Raw genomic sequence first — 16,059 nt, 5'->3', positions numbered from 1 at the left:
AATCTAGAGACGGAAGGCGCAGGCGCCCCAGGTCAGGCCGCCGCCCATGGCCTCGACCAGCACCAGATCGCCGCGCTTGATGCGTCCGTCCTTGATGGCTGCATCCATGGCCAGGGGGATCGACGCCGCCGAGGTGTTGGCGTGCATGGCGACGGTCGAGATGACCTTGTCCTCGTCCAGGCCCAGGCGTTCGCCCACGCCCTTGATGATGCGCTGGTTGGCCTGGTGCGGCACGAACCAGTCGATTTCCGGGATGTCGACGCCCGCCGCCTCGGCCGCGCCGACGATGGCTTCGGCGATATTGACGACCGCGTGGCGGAAGACCTGGTTGCCCAGCATCTTCAGATGACCGACCGTGCCGGTCGTGGCCGGGCCGCCGTCGACATAGAGCATGTCCGATTTGCTGCCGTCGCAGCGCAGGGCGAAGCCCAGCACGCCCTGATCGGCCTTGGTCCCCTGCCCCTCGCGCGGTTCGATGACAAAGGCGCCCGCGCCGTCGCCGAACAGGACGCAGGTGGTCCGGTCGTTCCAGTCCATCAGCCGGGTCATTTCCTCGGCGCCGATGACCAGGGCGCACTTGGCCATGCCGCGCGCGACGAAGCCGTCGGCCACGCTCATCGCATAGACAAAGCCCGAGCAGACCGCCTGAACGTCGAAGGCGATGCCGACCGGCGCGCCCAGCTTGCTCTGCACGATGGCGGCGGTGGCGGGGAAGGTCTGGTCCGGGGTGGTGGTGGCGACGATGATCAGGTCGACGTCGGCCGCTGTCTTGCCCGCGTCGGCCAGGGCGCGGCGTGCGGCCTCGACCGCCAGATCGCTGGTCGGCTCGTCGTCGCGGGCCTGATGGCGCTGTTTGATGCCGGTGCGCTCGACGATCCACTCATCGGAGGTGTCGACGAACTTGGCCAGGTCGGCGTTGGTGACGACCTTCTCCGGCAGGAAAGAGCCGACGCCGGTCACGGCGCTGCGAATGACGCTCACTGGTGGGTCTCCCCGATGGTTTCGGCGGCGGGCGCGGGCTGGTCCAGGGCGGCGAGCCGTCCCAGGTTAGCCCCGACCTTGGCCATGTAATCGCTGCGCGCCAGATCGACGGCGATGCGGATGGCGTTGCCATAGCCCCGCGCCGTGGCGCCGCCGTGGCTTTTCACGACGATTCCGTTCAGCCCCAGCAGAGGCCCGCCGTTGATGGCGTTGGGGTCGATCTTGGCGGCCATGCGCTTCAGCGCCGGCATGGCGATCAGGGCGCCCAGCTTGGCGATGGGTCCAGAGGTCAGCGCCTCTTTCAGCAGGCTGGAGATGAAGCGCGCCGTGCCCTCGGCCGTCTTCAGGGCGATATTGCCGGTGAAGCCGTCGGTGACGACCACGTCCACCGTGCCCTTGGCGATGTCGTCGCCCTCGACGAAGCCGTGATAGGCCAGCGGGATGCCGCCTTCGCGCAGGATGGCGTGGGCCTCGCGTACCTCGTCGTGGCCCTTCATGTCCTCGGAGCCGACGTTCAGCAGGCCGACGGTCGGCTTGGCCACCCCGTGAACGGCCGCCTGGAAGGCCTCGCCCATGATGGCGAACTCGATCAGTTGCTTGGCGTCGCTGCCGATATTGGCGCCGACGTCCAGCACCGCCGTATAGCCGCGCAGGGTCGGCCAGCTGGCGACGATGGCGGGGCGTTCCAGCCCCGGCGCCGCCATGCGCAGGATCAGCTTGGAGATTGCCATCAGGGCGCCGGTGTTGCCGGCGGAAACGGCGGCCTTGGCCTCGCCCGTCTTCACCGCCTCGATGGCGTTCCACAGGCTGGAACCCTTGCCCCGGCGCATGGCCTGGGCCGGCTTTTCGTCCATGGCCACGACCTTGTCGGTGTGGCGCACGTCGCAGACGGCGTCAGTCAGGGCGCAGCGCGCCATCTCGCCGCGAATCGCCGCCTCGTCGCCATGCAGCAGGAAACGCACGCCCTCGCCGTCATGCCGCGAGAGATAGTCCTTCACGCCGCCGACCACGACCGAGGGACCGTGGTCTCCCCCCATGGCGTCGAGCGAGATCAGTGTTGGGGATGCCAAGTGGAAATGGACTCCGTCGCCGTCTTGTCGCGGCTTCATATAGGGATGCAGGACGCAAATGTCGCACCCTTGGGATGCTATCAGGTCGACGTCAGGTCAACCTTCGTCGGAACCGTCCTTGGATTGCAGGCTCTTGAGCACCGCAAAAGGCGAGATTTCGCCCGGTTCCTTGGGCTGTTCAAAGACCGCGCCCGGTTTCCGGGGGAAGGGATCCAGGCTCAGCGCCAGTTGCTCGACGGCGTACTGACCCAGGTCGATGCGGCCGTCCTCGATCTGATCCGCCGAATCGTCGTCCAGCTCCAGGTCGATTTCGCCGTCCTCGTCGTCCTCGCGCTCGGTCGCCTCGACCATCTGCACCGAGAACTTGCGGTCGATATGGACCGGCAGGGGCTCCAGCGTCAGGCCGCAGGTCTGGACGGCGTCGGCCGTGACCCGCCCCTCCATCCGCCAGCCCGAGACCGTCGGAACCAGATTGATGTCGACCTCGAACGCATCCAGCGCCTGCAGGTCCAGCGCGCGGGCGATCCGTTTGCACGTCTCGGCGTCCGGCGTCAGGCGTCGCTGAAGGCCCGCGCCGATCTGATGCAGCCGCAGCGGCTCGCTGTAGGGCAAGGGGGCGACGTCGGTCATGCAGCGATCTCCGCCCAGGCCGGAGCGCTGGACACGGTTTCAAAGGATTGCGCCGACAGGCTCTGACGCGACGCCACGGCGTAACGCGCCAGCGTGCGTCCGGTCTCGGCGTCGGCGCTTTCATAGACATTCTTGGCCAGGGACGCAGCCAGGGCGTCGACATCCTCGGCGCGCAGCGGGCCTTCATAGGCGTTCATGCGGCCATACAGGGACTCGCCCAGCTTGCGCATCTTCTTGCCGACCGAGACGTCGCCGACCCCCAGTTCACGCAGGGTGTTGTCCAGCGACGAAATATAGGTGTCGAACAGCTTCTGGGCCGCGGCCTCGCCGCGCTCGCCGTCCTGCTTGAGCCGCAGGAACAGAATCAGGACGTGCAGGGTGTAGAGCTCGAACCTGGCGTCGATCCGGTCGGCCACGCCCAGGGCGGTGTAGAAAGCCGGCTGGCGGGCCTGTTCGACCGCCAGAGCATACAGGGCGTCGCCCTGGCGCTCGTCGGGTCGTTGTCGGAAGAGATTTCTAAGCATGAGCAACAGCCCCTTTTTCGCCGCGCCGTTGCACTAGGACGCAGCGCCGGTTAGGTCAAAGACCTTGTTATGCTGAGGCGGACGCTGATGCCCCGATTTACACCGATCTTCGCCGCCGTTGCGCTGGCCGCCGCTGCCGGCGCCTGTGCGCCCGTTGTCGCCACCCAGGGCTTCCAGGCGATCGACGCCAAGCCTCAGGACGTCGTGGCCGGCACGGACACCAAGGAAACCGTCCTGGCGCGCCTCGGCTCGCCGTCGACGACCTCGACCTTCGAGCCCGACACCGTCTGGTACTACATGACCCAGATGACCGAGCGTTACACCTACAACAAGCCGCAGGTGTCGCAGCGCACGGTGACGGAAATCACCTTCAACAAGGCCGACGACAAGGTCGCTTCGGTCCGCACCCTGGGCCTGGAAGACGGTCGTCAGATCGCGATGCAGCGCCGCGAGACGCCGACCCGCGGCCGTCAGCTGACGATTCTCGAACAACTGCTGGGCAACGTCGGCCGCGGCCAGCTGCCGCGCACCGAAGAAGACGTCCCCGGCCAGCGCCGTCCGGACTAAGGCCCTCGGCCTCAAATCGCGAGCCGCCGCGCGGCGAGCATAGGCCACTAAGAATGACAAACGCCCCGGAGATCGCTCTCCGGGGCGCTCTTCATTTCAGGCGTTAAGCCCCCTACCCGATCTTCCCGCTGGCCAGCACCGCCAGCAGCAGCAGGGCCACGATGTTGGTGATCTTGATCATCGGGTTCACCGCCGGACCAGAGGTGTCCTTGTAGGGATCGCCCACGGTGTCGCCGGTGACGGCGGCCTTGTGCGCTTCCGAGCCCTTGCCGTGGACCACGCCGTTCTTGTCGGTGAAGCCTTCCTCAATCAGCTTCTTGGCGTTGTCCCAGGCGCCGCCGCCCGAGGTCATCGAGATGGCCACGAACAGGCCGGTCACGATCACCCCCATCAGCATGGCCCCCAGGGCGGCGAAGGCGTTGGCCTTGTCCGGCTGGATGAACAGCACCACGACGAACAGGACGATCGGCGACAGGACCGGCAGCAGACTGGGCACGATCATCTCGCGGATGGCCGCGCTGGTCAGGATGTCCACCGCCCGGCCGTATTCCGGCTTGGTCTGGAAGGTCATGATGCCCGGGTTCTCGCGGAACTGACGGCGCACCTCGGCCACGACGGCCTCGGCGGCGCGTCCCACCGCCGTCATCGACATGCCGCCGAACAGGAAGGGCAGCAGCCCCCCGAACAGCAGGCCCACGACCACGTAGGGGTTGGACAGGTCAAACGCGACCGCGCCCAGACCGTAGAAGAAGCTGCCCGGCTGAGCCTCGGCCGCAAAGTGCTTCAGATCCTCCACATAGGCCGCGAACAGGACCAGCGCCCCCAGGCCCGCCGAGCCGATGGCGTAGCCCTTGGTCACGGCCTTGGTGGTGTTGCCCACCGCGTCCAGAGCGTCGGTCGAGACGCGGACTTCCGGCGGCAGGCCCGCCATTTCGGCGATGCCGCCGGCGTTGTCGGTGACGGGACCAAAGGCGTCCAGCGCCACGATCATCCCCGCCACGCCCAGCATGGTCGTGGTGGCGATGGCGATGCCGAACAGGCCCGCCAACTGGAAGGCCGCGACGATGCCGACGATGATGGCCAGCGCCGGCAGGGCCGTCGATTCCAGCGAGACGGCCAAGCCCTGGATAACATTGGTGCCGTGCCCCGAGACCGAGGCGTTGGCCACCGACTTGACCGGGCGGAAGGCCGTGCCGGTGTAGAATTCGGTGACGACCACAATAGCGGCCGTGACCAGCAAGCCGACGACGCCGGACCAGAACAGGTTCATCGGCTGGATCAGCAGCCCGCCGGACGTCTCGACCGCGCCGGGCAGCAGCGAGTTGATCACCCACCAGACCGCCGCGACCGACAGAACGCCGGTGACGATCAGGCCCTGATACAGGGCCCCCATGATGTTGCCGCCCTTGCCCAGTCGGACGAAGAAGGAGCCGATAATCGAGGTCACGATGCAGATGCCGCAGATCGCCAGCGGCAGCATCATCATCACTTCGACATAGGGCTGGTTGCGGAAGAAGATGGCTGCCAGCACCATGGTCGCCACTGTCGTGACGGCATAGGTTTCGAACAGGTCAGCGGCCATGCCGGCGCAGTCGCCGACGTTGTCGCCCACGTTGTCGGCGATGGTGGCGGCGTTGCGGGGATCGTCCTCGGGGATGCCGGCCTCGACCTTGCCCACCATGTCGCCGCCCACGTCAGCGCCCTTGGTGAAGATGCCGCCGCCCAGTCGCGCGAAGATGGAGATCAGCGAGGCGCCGAAGCCCAGCGCCACCAGGCCGTCGATGACCTCGCGGCTGGTGGACTCGAAGCCCATGCCCTGGGTCATGAAGGCATAGTAGCCCGAGACGCCCAGAAGCGCGCCGCCCGCCACGAACATGCCGGTGATGGCGCCGGAACGAAACGCCAGGTCCAGCCCCTTGGCCAGACTTTCAGACGCCGCCTGCGCCGTGCGCACATTGGCCCGCACCGAGATCAGCATCCCGGCGAACCCGGCCGCGCCCGACAGCACCGCCCCGATCAGGAACCCGAGCGCAGCCCAGGGTCCGATAAGCAAAAAGGCCGCGACCAAGATCACGACCCCCACCATACCAATCGTTGTGTACTGACGCTTCAGATAGGCCGACGCCCCTTCCTGGATCGCCGCGGCGATCTCTCGCATCCTGTCGTTACCCGTGCCGGCCTTCATCAGGACGGCGGTCTGGACAGCGCCGTAAAGCACCCCCAGCGCGCCGGCCGTGATGGCCAGCCAAACGTAATTCATCATGGCGTTTCCAAGCCCTTGTGCAACGAGCACACGGATCCTTGGCGCGGGCGGGCGTTTCGCCTCTCTCCGCCTTCCGGTCCCCCCGTGCGCCTACGGACGCAACCTCACGTCCCCCGGGAATTGCGGCTTAACAGTGTCAAAAGCAGCGCTGTGACGCAACAGCGCTCTGCGAGGACGTCAGACGCCCTGCATGCCCGTGCGACGGCGCGGCGTCTGGCTGACGACCTCGACCCGCGCCACGGCGCCCCGCCCGACCAGGGTCGAGGCCGAGCGGATCAGACTGGCGCTCAGGGCCGCCGTATCCAGCGCCACCCAGGTGTCCGGCAGGACGAAGGGCGTCCGGTGCCCGGCGCGAATCAGGGCGTCGCGCAGATAGGCTTCCTTGGCCCGCACCGCCTCGACCGTATGGCCAGGCCCGAGGTGCAGTTTCAGCACGATGAAGACATAGTTCCGCACCCGGCCGTCCACGATGATCGGCAGACCGACCCCCGTCATGTTGACCGTGGCGGCGGCCGGCGCGGCCTTCTCGGACGCGCGGGCCGATCCCGCGACGGCGGCGGCGGTCAGGATGGCTCCAGCCTGGATCAGGGCGCGACGTTGCATGGGTTCATCCTGCCGTGCCCCGGTTAGGATTCCGTTGCGGCCTAGTCGTGGGTCCAGCCGGTGCGGGTCGGGGTGATTGCCTGACCAAGGTGGCGCACGACCACGCCCTTGCCCTCGACCACCCGGCCGATGCGGGTCAGCCGCAGGTGGCGGCGTTCGGCTTCCCGGCGCAGGGCGTTCTCGGCCCCGGCAGGCACGGTCAGGACGATCTCGTAGTCGTCGCCGCCGGCAGCCAGCAGCTCCAGCGCCGCTTGCGCGTCCACCCGGCTGTCCAGCCAGGCCTGGGCCGCCGCCGACAGGGGCAGGACCTCCAGATCCAGCTCGATGCCCACGCGGCTGGCCTCGGCGATATGGCCGGCGTCGGCCAGCAGGCCGTCGGACACGTCGGCGCTGGCGGTGGCCAGGCCGCGCACGACCGAGGCGAACTCCACGCGCGGCATGGGGGTGCGATAGGCGGCTTCCAGCGCGTCCATGCGCTCAGGCGCCAGCGACAGGGAGCCTTGCGCCGCCTGAAGCCCCAGCCAGCCGTCGCCTATGGTCCCGGTGACGAAGACCAGATCGCCGGGGCGTGCGCCCGCGCGGCTGACCGTGGAGGACGCCGGCGCCCAGCCCAGCATGGTGGCGGAGAAGCTGGCGGGACCGGGCGTCTTGACCGTGTCGCCGCCCAGCAGGGCGATGTCGAAGATGGCCTGATCGCGCCGCAGTCCAGCGACGAAGGCCTCGCGCTCGGGCCAGCCGCAGCGCTCGGACCAGTGACAGGCCAGCAGATAACCGAACGGTTCGGCCCCCTTGGCCGCCAGGTCGGACAGGTTCACGCGCAAGAGCTTCTGCGCCACCTTGTCCAGCGGGTCGTCGGGCAGGAAGTGGACGCCCTCGATGATGGCGTCCTTGGTCAGAACCAGATCATGCCCCGGACGCGAGGGCAGCACGGCCACGTCGTCGGCCAGCCCCCTCGCCCATTCCGGGTGCGCCAGCGGCTTCAGAAGCCGCTGGATGGTCTCGAATTCGCCAGCGACATCAATCGCGGGCATCGCGCGCCACGCCGTCGAGCGCCGCGTTCACGAATTTGGCTTCGGCTTCGTCGAAGAAGGCCTTGGCCAGCTCGACATACTCGTCGATCACGATTTCACGCGGCACGTCGGGCTTGGACTTCAGCTCCCAGGCGCCGCAGCGCAGCAGGGCGCGCAGCGTGGCGTCCAGACGTTCCAGCCGCCAGTTGGAGGCCAGGCGCGCCTTGACCGCCTCGTCGATGCCGCGCTGGTCCTCGACCACGCCGTGGACGATGTCCGAGAACCAGTCCTCGTCGGCCTCGGCCAGGGGCGCGCCGTCGATGTCGGCGTCGAAGCGGTGATCGCGGAATTCCTTGACGATGACGTCCACGCCCTCGCCCGCCAGCTCCATCTGATACAGGGCCTGGACGGCGGCCAGACGGGCGACCGTGCGGGCGCGGCGCTGACGGCTGGTCAGTTGCGGCTCGGCGCGGGCTTTGTCGGCCTCGGCCAGCTGGGCCATGACTTCGGCGACGGTCGCCGGGGTGGGGGCCGGGTTGGTGTTGGTCGGCTCGGTCACGAGGCCAGTCCTCCGCGCAGGCGCTTGCGCAGCGCGATCAGATCCAGACAGGCGCGGGCGGCGCCGCCGCCCTTGTCGCCTTCGCTCAGGCGGGCGCGGGCCCAGGCCTGATCCTCGTCCTCAGTCGTCAGGATACCGTTGCCGACAGCCAGGCCCTTGAGGCCCAGGTGCATGATGCCGGCGGCCGACTGATCCGAGACGATCTCGAAGTGATAGGTCTCGCCGCGAATGATGCAGCCGAGCGCGACATAGCCGTCATAGCGCGGCGCAGTCGGATAGCGGCCGGCCTCCTCGGCCAGGGCGATGGCGGTCGGGACCTCCAGGGCGCCGGGGACGGTGACGACGTCGAACTGCACGCCTTGCACGCGCAGGGCGTCCTTCGCCCCTTCCAGAAGGGCGTCGGCCAGATCGTCATAGAAGCGCGCCTCGACGATGAGGACGCGGATTGGGTCGTTCAGGATTGGTCTTCTCCGTCCATATCGCGCCAGCCCACGATGCGCAGGCCGTAGCCTTCCAGCGCCGTCGGATTGGGCCGCGTCGAACTCATCACGATCATGTCTTTAACGCCAAGGTCGAGCAGAATCTGGGCGCCGACGCCATAGGCTTTCAGCGAACGATCCATGGCGGCGGGCTTGTTGGCGCCGCCCAGGCGCTCGGCCAGGCCCTGCAGGCCCGGATCTCGCAGGAAGACGACGACGCCCGGACCGTCATGGGCGGTCAGCGCCTGCATCGTCTTCGGAATATAATCCTGACGCGCCTCGACATGGCCCAGCAGGTCAGCGGCGAAGTCGATCTGGTGCATCCGCACCACGGTCGGCTTGGTCGGGTCGATGTCGCCGCGCACCAGGGCGATGTGTTCGGCGCCCTCGATGGTGTTGCGGTACAGGATCAGCTTGAACGGCCCGCCGTGGACGCTCTCGAACGGCGTCTCCAGCACGCGCTCGACAAAGCGCTCGGTGCGGCGGCGATAGGCGATCAGGTCGGCGATGGTGCCGATCTTCAGGCCGTGCAGCTGGGCGAAGGCCACCAGGTCGGGCATCCGCGCCATCTCGCCGTCGTCCTTGATGATCTCGCAGATCACCCCGGCCGGGTTCAGGCCCGCCATACGGCTGATGTCGACGGCCGCCTCGGTATGGCCCGCGCGGACCAGAACCCCGCCGTCACGAGCGACCAAGGGGAAGATGTGGCCGGGCGAAACGATGTCGTCCACGCCGCGCGTCGGATCGGTCGCGACCTGGATGGTGTGCGAACGGTCCGCGGCGGAGATGCCCGTGGTCACGCCTTCCTTGGCCTCGATCGAGACGGTGAAGGCGGTCTTCATGCTCTCGCGGTTGTCGGCGGCCATCGGCGGCAGGCGCAGTTGCCTGGCCCGGTCGCTGGTCACGGCCAGGCAGACCAGGCCCCGCGCATAGCGGATCATGAAGTTGATCTGGTCCGGCGTGGCGAACTGGGCCGGAATGACGATGTCGCCCTCGTTCTCGCGATCCTCGGCGTCCACCAGGATGTAGGGGCGGCCGTTGCGGGCGTCCTCGAGAATGTCCTCGATCGGGCTGATCGGGCTGTCGGTGTTGTAGACGGCCAGTTTCATCATGCGGTCTCCTGCCACCGCGCGAGATAGCGCGCCAGCATGTCGATCTCCAGGTTGACCTTGTCGCCGACCTTCAGGCCGCCGAGCGTGGTCGCATCCCACGTATGCGGAATGATGTTCAAGTCGAAGCGGCGCTCTTGCACCCCATTCACGGTCAGGGAAACCCCATCGACGGTGATTGAGCCCTTCGGCGCGATAAATCGGTGCAAGGGCGCGGGCGCCTCGACCACGATGCGGTGCGATCCGCCCTCGGGCGTGATGGAAATGACCTCGCCCAGACCGTCGACGTGGCCCGAGACGATGTGGCCGCCCAGTTCGTCGCCGAGTTTCGCCGCACGCTCCAGATTGACGCGCGTGTCCTCGGCCCAGTCGCCCAGCTTGGTCTTCGACAGGGTCTCGCCCGACACCTCGACCGCGAACCAGCCATCGCCCTTCTCCGTGACCGTCAGGCAGCAGCCCGCATGGCTGATGGAGGCGCCCAGGTCGATGCTGGCCGTGTCCCACACGGTCTCGATCTCATAGCGACGGTCGCGGTCGGTTTGGCGGACGCTGCGGACGCGGCCGATGTCGGTGACGATGCCGGTGAACATGGAAACTCCGGTCCCTTCGGACCCAAAAAACATAGTCTGAATAGTCTGAATCGTCTGAAATCAGCCGCCGGAGCGCGCGTAGCGTTCCCACAGGTCGTCTCCGACAGGCTCGACGCCCAGACGACGGAACTTGGGGGCGTCGGCCAGCTTTGCAAGCGCCAGCGACGCCACGCAGGGCCGCCCCTCTCCGCCCAGCAGGATCGGGGCGCGGAACCATTCGATGGCGTCCACCACGCCCGCCTGCAGGAAGGAGGCGGCGACGCGGCCGCCGCCCTCGATCAGCAGCGAGCCGACGCCGCGCGCGGTCAGGGCGTCCAGCACGGCGGCGACCGCGGGACGACCGTCGTCGGCGGCGACGGCGACGACCTCGGCCTGGCCGATGGCGTGAGGCGCGGCGGTTGTCAGGATCAGGGTGTTTCCACTGGCGACCTTGGCCGTCGCGGGGGTGCGCAGACGGCTGTCGAGGACGACGCGGAGGGGCTGCGACCCGGCGTGGTCCGGCAGGCGCACCGTCAGTTCGGGATCGTCGGCCAGCACCGTTTCGACGCCGACCAGGATGGCGTCATGCGACGCGCGCAGGCGGTGGCCCTGCTGGCGGGCTTCCGGTCCGGTGATCCATTGGCTCTCGCCCAACGCCGTGGCGATGCGGCCGTCGAGCGACGTCGCCAGCTTCAGGGTGACGCGCGGGCGCATCACTCCTTGCCAGGAACCGGCTTGGTCTCGTCGAAGCCCTCATCCAGCCCCTCGGCGCCGAGGAATTTGGCGAAGTCGCCGGTGTGGCGGAAGTCCTTGTAGACCGAGGCGTAGCGGACGTAGGCGACCTCATCGACCGACTTCAGCGCCTTCATGATGAAGTCGCCGACGATGCTGGAAGGGATCTCGGTCTCGCCCAGGCTTTCCAGTTGGCGCACGATGCGGCTGACCAGCAGTTCGACCTGATCGGGCTGCACCGGACGTTTGCGCAGGGCGATGCCCAGCGAGCGTTCCAGCTTGTCCCGGTCGAAGGGGGTGCGGCGGCCGTTCCGTTTCAGGATGACCAGTTCGCGCAGCTGCACCCGCTCGAAGGTGGTGAAGCGCCCGTTGCACTGCGGGCAGGACCGACGGCGCCGGATGGCCGCGCCGTCGTCAGACGGGCGGCTGTCCTTCACCTGGGTGTCGGCGTTTCCGCAGAAGGGGCACTTCATTCAGTCGACCTCTTAGCCGTAGATCGGGAAGCGCGCGGTCAGTTCGCGCACCTGGGCGGCGACGCCCGCGACGACGGCCGGATCGGCTTCGTCGCCGCCGTTCATCGAGGAGACGACGTCGGCGATCCAGTGGCCGATCTGCTTGAACTCTTCCTCGCCGAAGCCGCGCGTGGTGCCGGCCGGGGTGCCCAGACGGACGCCCGAGGTGACGGTGAAGGGCGCGGTGTCGAACGGCACGCCGTTCTTGTTGCAGGTCATCAGGGCCTTCTCGAGCTCATGCTCGGTGGCCTTGCCGGTCACGCCCTTGGGACGCAGGTCGACCAGCATCAGGTGGCTGTCGGTGCCGCCCGAGACGATGGCCAGGCCGCGCTCGATCAGGACGCCGGACAGGGCCTGGGCGTTCTTGACGACCTGCTGGGCGTAGCCCTTGAACTCGGGCTTCAGCGCCTCGCCGAAAGCCACGGCCTTGGCGGCGATGACGTGCTCCAGCGGGCCGCCCTGCAGGCCGGGGAAGACGGCCGAGTTGATCTTCTTGCCCAGGTCCGCGTCGTTGGACAGGATCATGCCGCCGCGCGGGCCGCGCAGGGTCTTGTGCGTCGTGGTGGTGACGACGTGGGCGTGCGGGATCGGGTCGGGATAGACGCCGCCGGCGATCAGGCCGGCGTAGTGGGCCATGTCGACCATCAGATAGGCGCCGACCGAGTCCGCGATCTCGCGGAAGCGCTTGAAGTCGATGTGACGGCTGTAGGCCGAGGCGCCGGCCAGGATCAGCTTGGGCTTCTCCTTCTGGGCCATCTCGGCGACGTGGTCATAGTCGATCAGATGGGTGTCTTCGCGGACCTTGTAGGTCACGGGGCGGAACCACTTGCCCGACTGGTTGGCGGGCGAACCGTGGGTCAGGTGACCGCCGCAGGCCAGGTCCATGCCCAGGAAGGTGTCGCCGGGCTGCAGCAGGGTGAAGAAGACGGCCTGGTTGGCCTGGGCGCCCGAGTGGGGCTGGACGTTGGCGAAGGCGGCGCCGAACAGCTCCTTGGCGCGCTCGCGGGCCAGGTCCTCGGTCACGTCCACGAACTCGCAGCCGCCATAGTAGCGACGGCCCGGATAGCCCTCGGCGTACTTGTTGGTCAGAACCGAGCCCTGCGCGTCCAGCACCGCCTGCGAGACGATGTTTTCCGAAGCGATCAGCTCGATCTGCTCCTTCTGGCGGCCCAGTTCGCCCTGGATGCCCTTGAAGATCGCCGGATCGGCGTCGGCGAGGCTCTTGGAGAAATATGAGTCGTGCGTGAAGGCGGTCACTGGCGGGCATCCCGAAGGCTGAAGGCTGAAACGGCGGCTCCTATCTAGGCCGCGCCGCCCGACACCACAACATCTAGGGGATGGAAGTGTGGTCAGACCACATCGCACCAAACCCCGCCGTCATCCTCGGGCTTGACCCGAGGATCGGGTTGTCCGTTTGCGCGACGCTGGAAGACCTGAGCGCGCCCGTCGCTCGATCCTCGGGTCAAGCCCGAGGATGACGGCCAGAAAGAAGGATCAGCGCGTCGCCAACGCCCGCTTCAGCTTGGCGATCGCCACGCGTTCGACCGCGCGCGGCTCGGCGGCCGGACCCATGGCCGAGACCTCGACGCCCGTGGCCGTGTGCACGGCCGAGCACTTCACATAGGTCCCGTTGCGGACGAACTCGACGTAAACCTCGCCAAGCTCAACGTCCTGCATCATGCAGCAGCCGGACGACGCGCCACGTTGCAGTGCGAGAACAGCTTGTCCATCGCATCGACCAGCTTGTCGATCATGCCGTCGTCGTGGTTGGGCGACGGGGTGAAGCGCAGGCGTTCGGTCCCCTTGGGCACGGTCGGATAGTTGATCGGCTGGACGTAGATGCCATGCTCTTCCAGCAGCATGTCAGAGATCAGCTTGCAGTGCACCGGATTGCCGACGTGGACCGGGACGATGTGGCTGACGCTGGGCAGGACCGGGATGCCGGCCTCCAGAAGGCGGCGCTTCAGGGTCTCGGCGCGCTCCTGATGGGCGACGCGCAGTTCCGGGTGAGCCTTCAGATGGCGCACCGAGGCCAGGGCGCCGGCGGTCAGGGCGGGCGGCAGGCTGGTGGTGAAGATGAAGCCCGAGGCCCAGCTGCGCACCGCGTCGACGATCACCGCGTCGGCGGCGATATAGCCGCCCATGACGCCGATGGCCTTGCCCAGGGTGCATTCGACGATGTCGATGCCGTCCAGGACGCCGTCGCGCTCGGCCACGCCCGCGCCGGTTTCGCCGTACAGGCCGACCGCATGGACTTCGTCCAGGTAGGTCATGGCGCCGTATTTCTTGGCCAGGGCGATGGTCCCGGCGATGTCGGCGATGTCGCCGTCCATCGAATAGACGCTCTCGAAGGCGACCAGCTTGGGCGCGTCCTGCGGGGCTGCGGCCAGCAGTTCCTCGAGGTGTTCAAGGTCGTTGTGGCGGAAGATGTGGCGCGGACCGCCGCCGTGGCGGATGCCCTCGATCATCGAGGCGTGGTTCAGCGCGTCGGAGAAGATGATCAGGCCCGGCAGGATCTTCTGCAGGGTCGACAGCGTCGCCTCGTTGGCCACATAGCCCGAGGTGAACAGCAGAGCCGCTTCCTTCTGGTGCCAGCTGGCCAGCTCGGCTTCCAGATCGACCGCCGAACGGGTGGTGCCCGAGATGTTGCGCGTGCCGCCGGCCCCGGCGCCCACGGCGTCGATCTCGGCCTTCATGGCGTCCAGCACCACCGGATGCTGGCCCATGCCCAGATAGTCGTTGGAGCACCAGACCACGACGTCCTGTTCGGAGCCGTCCTCGCGGCGGCGCACCGCCTGCGGGAACTGGCCGCGCACGCGCTTCAGGTCGGCGAAGACGCGATAGCGGCCTTCGCTGCGGACCTGCTCCACCGAGTTTTGAAAGGCGGCTTTATAGTCGAACAAGGCGGTAGTTCTTTCGCTTATACAGCTTTCCGCGCCTAATTGCGCTCGCCGCCCAGCGTTGTCCATGTTCAGAGCCGGACAAAACGTCTCAACCCCTTAATTGATAACGGTTCTCATATCACACGCCACACACGCGTTTGCGACTTGACCGCCCAATGGCCAACCCTAGGCTCCGGCGTCATGAACAGACGTCATATGATCCAGACCGGACTCGCCGCCTTCGGGGTCGGAGCCGCCGGTTGCGCCGCGCCCACCCTCGCCTCCTCCGCGCGCTATGAAATGCCGATGGAAAGCGAGCGGCACGTACGGACCCTGATGCAGTGGCCGGTCAGCGTCGACGTCTATGGCGCGCGAGACCTGGCGGCCGTCCAGGCCAATATCGTCGCCATCGCCAATGCGATCAGCGAATACGAGCCGGTGGCCATGATGGCCGCGCCCGGCACCCGCGGCTTTGACCGCGACCGCTTCGGCGAGGGCGTCGAGTTCTGGGACATTCCGACGGACGACCTGTGGTGCCGCGACAGCGGACCGACCTTCGTCAAGGACGCCGACGGCGAACTGGCCGTCGCGCTGATCCGCTTCAACGGCTGGGGCAACAAGCAGCGCCATCGCAACGACGGCCTGATCGCCGAGCGTGTCGCAGCGCGACTGGGTCTGCAGGTGATCGACAGCGGCGTGATCGGCGAACAAGGCGGGCTGGAGCACGACGGCGCCGGAACCATGATGGCCCACGCCAGCTGCTGGGTGAACGACAACCGCAACCCCGACCTGACTGAGGACGAGATCGCCGAGCGGCTGGGCGCCGCGATCGGCGCGACCAAGATGATCTGGGCGCCGGGCGTCAAGGACGCCGACATCACCGATTATCACATCGACTCCCTGGCCCGCTTCACCGGCCCGGGACAGGTGTTGATCCAGATCGACGATGAGATGGACCCCCAGGATCCCTGGTCGGTCGCCGCCCACGAAACCCTGGGCATCCTGCAACAGGCCACGGACGCGCGCGGGCGTTCGCTGGACATCACGCGCCTGCCGGAACCGATCGACATTCGCGGGACCGGGGACGACTTCGTGTCGAGCTACGTCAACTACTACGTCTGCAACGGGGCGGTGATCGCGCCGCAGTTCGGCGACCGCCGCGCCGACGCCGAGGCGCGCGAGATCCTGGCCGCCCTCTATCCGGGCCGCGAGATGGTGCAGTTGAACATCGACGCGCTTGGAGCGTCCGGCGGCGGCATCCACTGCGCGACGCAGCAGCAGCCGGCCTGATCGAGGGCGACCCTAGCTGTCGCGCGGGTAGCCAATGATTGACCAGCCGAGGTCGCGCGCCGTCGCCGCCGCATCCTGAAAGACCTGATCTCGACTCGCCAAACCCGCTCCAGAAACCTGGCCTGACCGCAGTGGAGTCACCCCCTCCCAGCCGACGCTAAGCAACGCCTCAACGGCGGCGGCTTCAGCTCTGTCCCGGTCGTCGTCAGACACCAGAACATTGAAGAGCCGCCCGCCGCCCTCAGCCGAAGCCTGAACAATCCAGAGCAACGGCATGAC

The 16,059-nt window shown here is 67.6% G+C and carries 19 protein-coding genes; 2 read left to right on the top strand and 17 right to left on the bottom strand.

Annotated elements, in window-relative coordinates; translation table 11 throughout:
- Positions 1-3 precede the first annotated feature (3 nt).
- From AC3IS2_RS05335 to AC3IS2_RS05320, 4 genes are all read right to left on the bottom strand, one after another.
- Positions 4-981 carry a beta-ketoacyl-ACP synthase III gene (locus AC3IS2_RS05335; RefSeq protein ID WP_489199610.1) on the bottom strand — a complete coding sequence of 326 codons (978 nt, stop codon included), beginning with the start codon at positions 979-981 and terminating at the stop codon, positions 4-6.
- A complete protein-coding gene (gene plsX, locus AC3IS2_RS05330) occupies positions 978-2,018 on the bottom strand; it encodes a phosphate acyltransferase PlsX (protein ID WP_489200102.1) in 1,041 nt (346 codons plus the stop codon). Before plsX ends, AC3IS2_RS05335 begins: the two co-directional genes overlap by 4 nt.
- A gap of 129 nt (positions 2,019-2,147) precedes the next feature.
- Entirely contained in the window at positions 2,148-2,681 is a 534-nt protein-coding gene (locus AC3IS2_RS05325; protein ID WP_489199609.1) for a YceD family protein, read from the bottom strand.
- Positions 2,678-3,205, bottom strand: coding sequence for a ubiquinol-cytochrome C chaperone family protein (locus AC3IS2_RS05320; protein WP_489199608.1), 528 nt, complete (start codon positions 3,203-3,205; stop codon positions 2,678-2,680). The genes AC3IS2_RS05325 and AC3IS2_RS05320 overlap by 4 nt, the downstream gene beginning before the upstream one ends.
- 87 nt (positions 3,206-3,292) lie before the next feature.
- Between AC3IS2_RS05320 and bamE the strand changes: the two genes are divergently transcribed.
- Positions 3,293-3,772 carry an outer membrane protein assembly factor BamE domain-containing protein gene (bamE, locus tag AC3IS2_RS05315; RefSeq protein ID WP_489199607.1) on the top strand — a complete coding sequence of 160 codons (480 nt, stop codon included), beginning with the start codon at positions 3,293-3,295 and terminating at the stop codon, positions 3,770-3,772.
- Between the two features lie 112 nt (positions 3,773-3,884).
- Here bamE and AC3IS2_RS05310 read toward each other — a convergent pair whose 3' ends face one another.
- From AC3IS2_RS05310 to hemA, 12 genes are all read right to left on the bottom strand, one after another.
- Entirely contained in the window at positions 3,885-6,035 is a 2,151-nt protein-coding gene (locus tag AC3IS2_RS05310; protein WP_489199606.1) for a sodium-translocating pyrophosphatase, read from the bottom strand.
- 177 nt (positions 6,036-6,212) lie between these two features.
- Positions 6,213-6,638, bottom strand: coding sequence for a hypothetical protein (locus AC3IS2_RS05305; protein ID WP_489199605.1), 426 nt, complete (start codon positions 6,636-6,638; stop codon positions 6,213-6,215).
- 41 nt (positions 6,639-6,679) lie between these two features.
- Positions 6,680-7,669 carry a thiamine-phosphate kinase gene (thiL, locus tag AC3IS2_RS05300; RefSeq protein WP_489199604.1) on the bottom strand — a complete coding sequence of 330 codons (990 nt, stop codon included), beginning with the start codon at positions 7,667-7,669 and terminating at the stop codon, positions 6,680-6,682.
- Positions 7,656-8,150 carry a transcription antitermination factor NusB gene (gene nusB / locus AC3IS2_RS05295; protein ID WP_489200101.1) on the bottom strand — a complete coding sequence of 165 codons (495 nt, stop codon included), beginning with the start codon at positions 8,148-8,150 and terminating at the stop codon, positions 7,656-7,658. Before nusB ends, thiL begins: the two co-directional genes overlap by 14 nt.
- A gap of 53 nt (positions 8,151-8,203) precedes the next feature.
- Positions 8,204-8,668, bottom strand: a complete 465-nt coding sequence (gene ribH / locus AC3IS2_RS05290; protein WP_489200100.1) for a 6,7-dimethyl-8-ribityllumazine synthase — start codon at positions 8,666-8,668, stop codon at positions 8,204-8,206.
- Positions 8,662-9,798, bottom strand: coding sequence for a 3,4-dihydroxy-2-butanone-4-phosphate synthase (ribB, locus tag AC3IS2_RS05285; protein WP_489199603.1), 1,137 nt, complete (start codon positions 9,796-9,798; stop codon positions 8,662-8,664). The genes ribH and ribB overlap by 7 nt, the downstream gene beginning before the upstream one ends.
- Complete coding sequence (locus AC3IS2_RS05280; RefSeq protein WP_489199602.1) at positions 9,795-10,385, bottom strand: riboflavin synthase; 591 nt, start codon at positions 10,383-10,385, stop codon at positions 9,795-9,797. The genes ribB and AC3IS2_RS05280 overlap by 4 nt, the downstream gene beginning before the upstream one ends.
- 60 nt (positions 10,386-10,445) lie before the next feature.
- Positions 10,446-11,078 (bottom strand): RibD family protein, encoded by a 633-nt coding sequence (locus AC3IS2_RS05275; protein ID WP_489199601.1) that lies wholly within the window; start codon positions 11,076-11,078, stop codon positions 10,446-10,448.
- Entirely contained in the window at positions 11,078-11,569 is a 492-nt protein-coding gene (gene nrdR, locus AC3IS2_RS05270) for a transcriptional regulator NrdR (RefSeq protein WP_489199600.1), read from the bottom strand. The genes AC3IS2_RS05275 and nrdR overlap by 1 nt, the downstream gene beginning before the upstream one ends.
- 12 nt (positions 11,570-11,581) lie before the next feature.
- Positions 11,582-12,865 (bottom strand): serine hydroxymethyltransferase, encoded by a 1,284-nt coding sequence (glyA, locus tag AC3IS2_RS05265; protein WP_489199599.1) that lies wholly within the window; start codon positions 12,863-12,865, stop codon positions 11,582-11,584.
- Between the two features lie 237 nt (positions 12,866-13,102).
- Entirely contained in the window at positions 13,103-13,288 is a 186-nt protein-coding gene (locus AC3IS2_RS05260) for a DUF6898 family protein (protein WP_489199598.1), read from the bottom strand.
- Complete coding sequence (gene hemA / locus AC3IS2_RS05255; protein ID WP_489199597.1) at positions 13,285-14,511, bottom strand: 5-aminolevulinate synthase; 1,227 nt, start codon at positions 14,509-14,511, stop codon at positions 13,285-13,287. The genes AC3IS2_RS05260 and hemA overlap by 4 nt, the downstream gene beginning before the upstream one ends.
- A gap of 180 nt (positions 14,512-14,691) precedes the next feature.
- Between hemA and AC3IS2_RS05250 the strand changes: the two genes are divergently transcribed.
- Positions 14,692-15,780, top strand: a complete 1,089-nt coding sequence (locus AC3IS2_RS05250) for an agmatine deiminase family protein (protein ID WP_489199596.1) — start codon at positions 14,692-14,694, stop codon at positions 15,778-15,780.
- A gap of 12 nt (positions 15,781-15,792) precedes the next feature.
- Here the strand turns inward: AC3IS2_RS05250 and AC3IS2_RS05245 are convergent, their stop codons facing one another.
- Entirely contained in the window at positions 15,793-16,056 is a 264-nt protein-coding gene (locus tag AC3IS2_RS05245; protein ID WP_489199595.1) for a hypothetical protein, read from the bottom strand.
- Between the last annotated feature and the right edge of the window lie 3 nt (positions 16,057-16,059).

This window comes from Brevundimonas sp. KH_025 (assembly GCF_057839885.1).
Note: the sequence above shows the minus strand (reverse complement) of the source record. Positions and strands in the feature narration are given on the sequence as shown.

Bases quoted from the DNA above. Each gene is read 5' to 3' on its own strand.
- plsX (WP_489200102.1), bottom strand. From the start codon at position 2,018: ATGGGGGGAGACCACGGTCCCTCGGTCGTGGTCGGCGGCGTGAAGGAC.
- AC3IS2_RS05325 (WP_489199609.1), bottom strand. From the start codon at position 2,681: ATGACCGACGTCGCCCCCTTGCCCTACAGCGAGCCGCTGCGGCTGCAT.
- AC3IS2_RS05320 (WP_489199608.1), bottom strand. From the start codon at position 3,205: ATGCTTAGAAATCTCTTCCGACAACGACCCGACGAGCGCCAGGGCGAC.
- bamE (WP_489199607.1), top strand. From the start codon at position 3,293: ATGCCCCGATTTACACCGATCTTCGCCGCCGTTGCGCTGGCCGCCGCT.
- AC3IS2_RS05310 (WP_489199606.1), bottom strand. From the start codon at position 6,035: ATGATGAATTACGTTTGGCTGGCCATCACGGCCGGCGCGCTGGGGGTG.
- AC3IS2_RS05305 (WP_489199605.1), bottom strand. From the start codon at position 6,638: ATGCAACGTCGCGCCCTGATCCAGGCTGGAGCCATCCTGACCGCCGCC.
- thiL (WP_489199604.1), bottom strand. From the start codon at position 7,669: ATGCCCGCGATTGATGTCGCTGGCGAATTCGAGACCATCCAGCGGCTT.
- nusB (WP_489200101.1), bottom strand. From the start codon at position 8,150: ATGGCCCAGCTGGCCGAGGCCGACAAAGCCCGCGCCGAGCCGCAACTG.
- ribB (WP_489199603.1), bottom strand. From the start codon at position 9,798: ATGATGAAACTGGCCGTCTACAACACCGACAGCCCGATCAGCCCGATC.
- AC3IS2_RS05280 (WP_489199602.1), bottom strand. From the start codon at position 10,385: ATGTTCACCGGCATCGTCACCGACATCGGCCGCGTCCGCAGCGTCCGC.
- AC3IS2_RS05275 (WP_489199601.1), bottom strand. From the start codon at position 11,078: ATGCGCCCGCGCGTCACCCTGAAGCTGGCGACGTCGCTCGACGGCCGC.
- nrdR (WP_489199600.1), bottom strand. From the start codon at position 11,569: ATGAAGTGCCCCTTCTGCGGAAACGCCGACACCCAGGTGAAGGACAGC.
- AC3IS2_RS05260 (WP_489199598.1), bottom strand. From the start codon at position 13,288: ATGATGCAGGACGTTGAGCTTGGCGAGGTTTACGTCGAGTTCGTCCGC.
- AC3IS2_RS05250 (WP_489199596.1), top strand. From the start codon at position 14,692: ATGAACAGACGTCATATGATCCAGACCGGACTCGCCGCCTTCGGGGTC.
- AC3IS2_RS05245 (WP_489199595.1), bottom strand. From the start codon at position 16,056: ATGCCGTTGCTCTGGATTGTTCAGGCTTCGGCTGAGGGCGGCGGGCGG.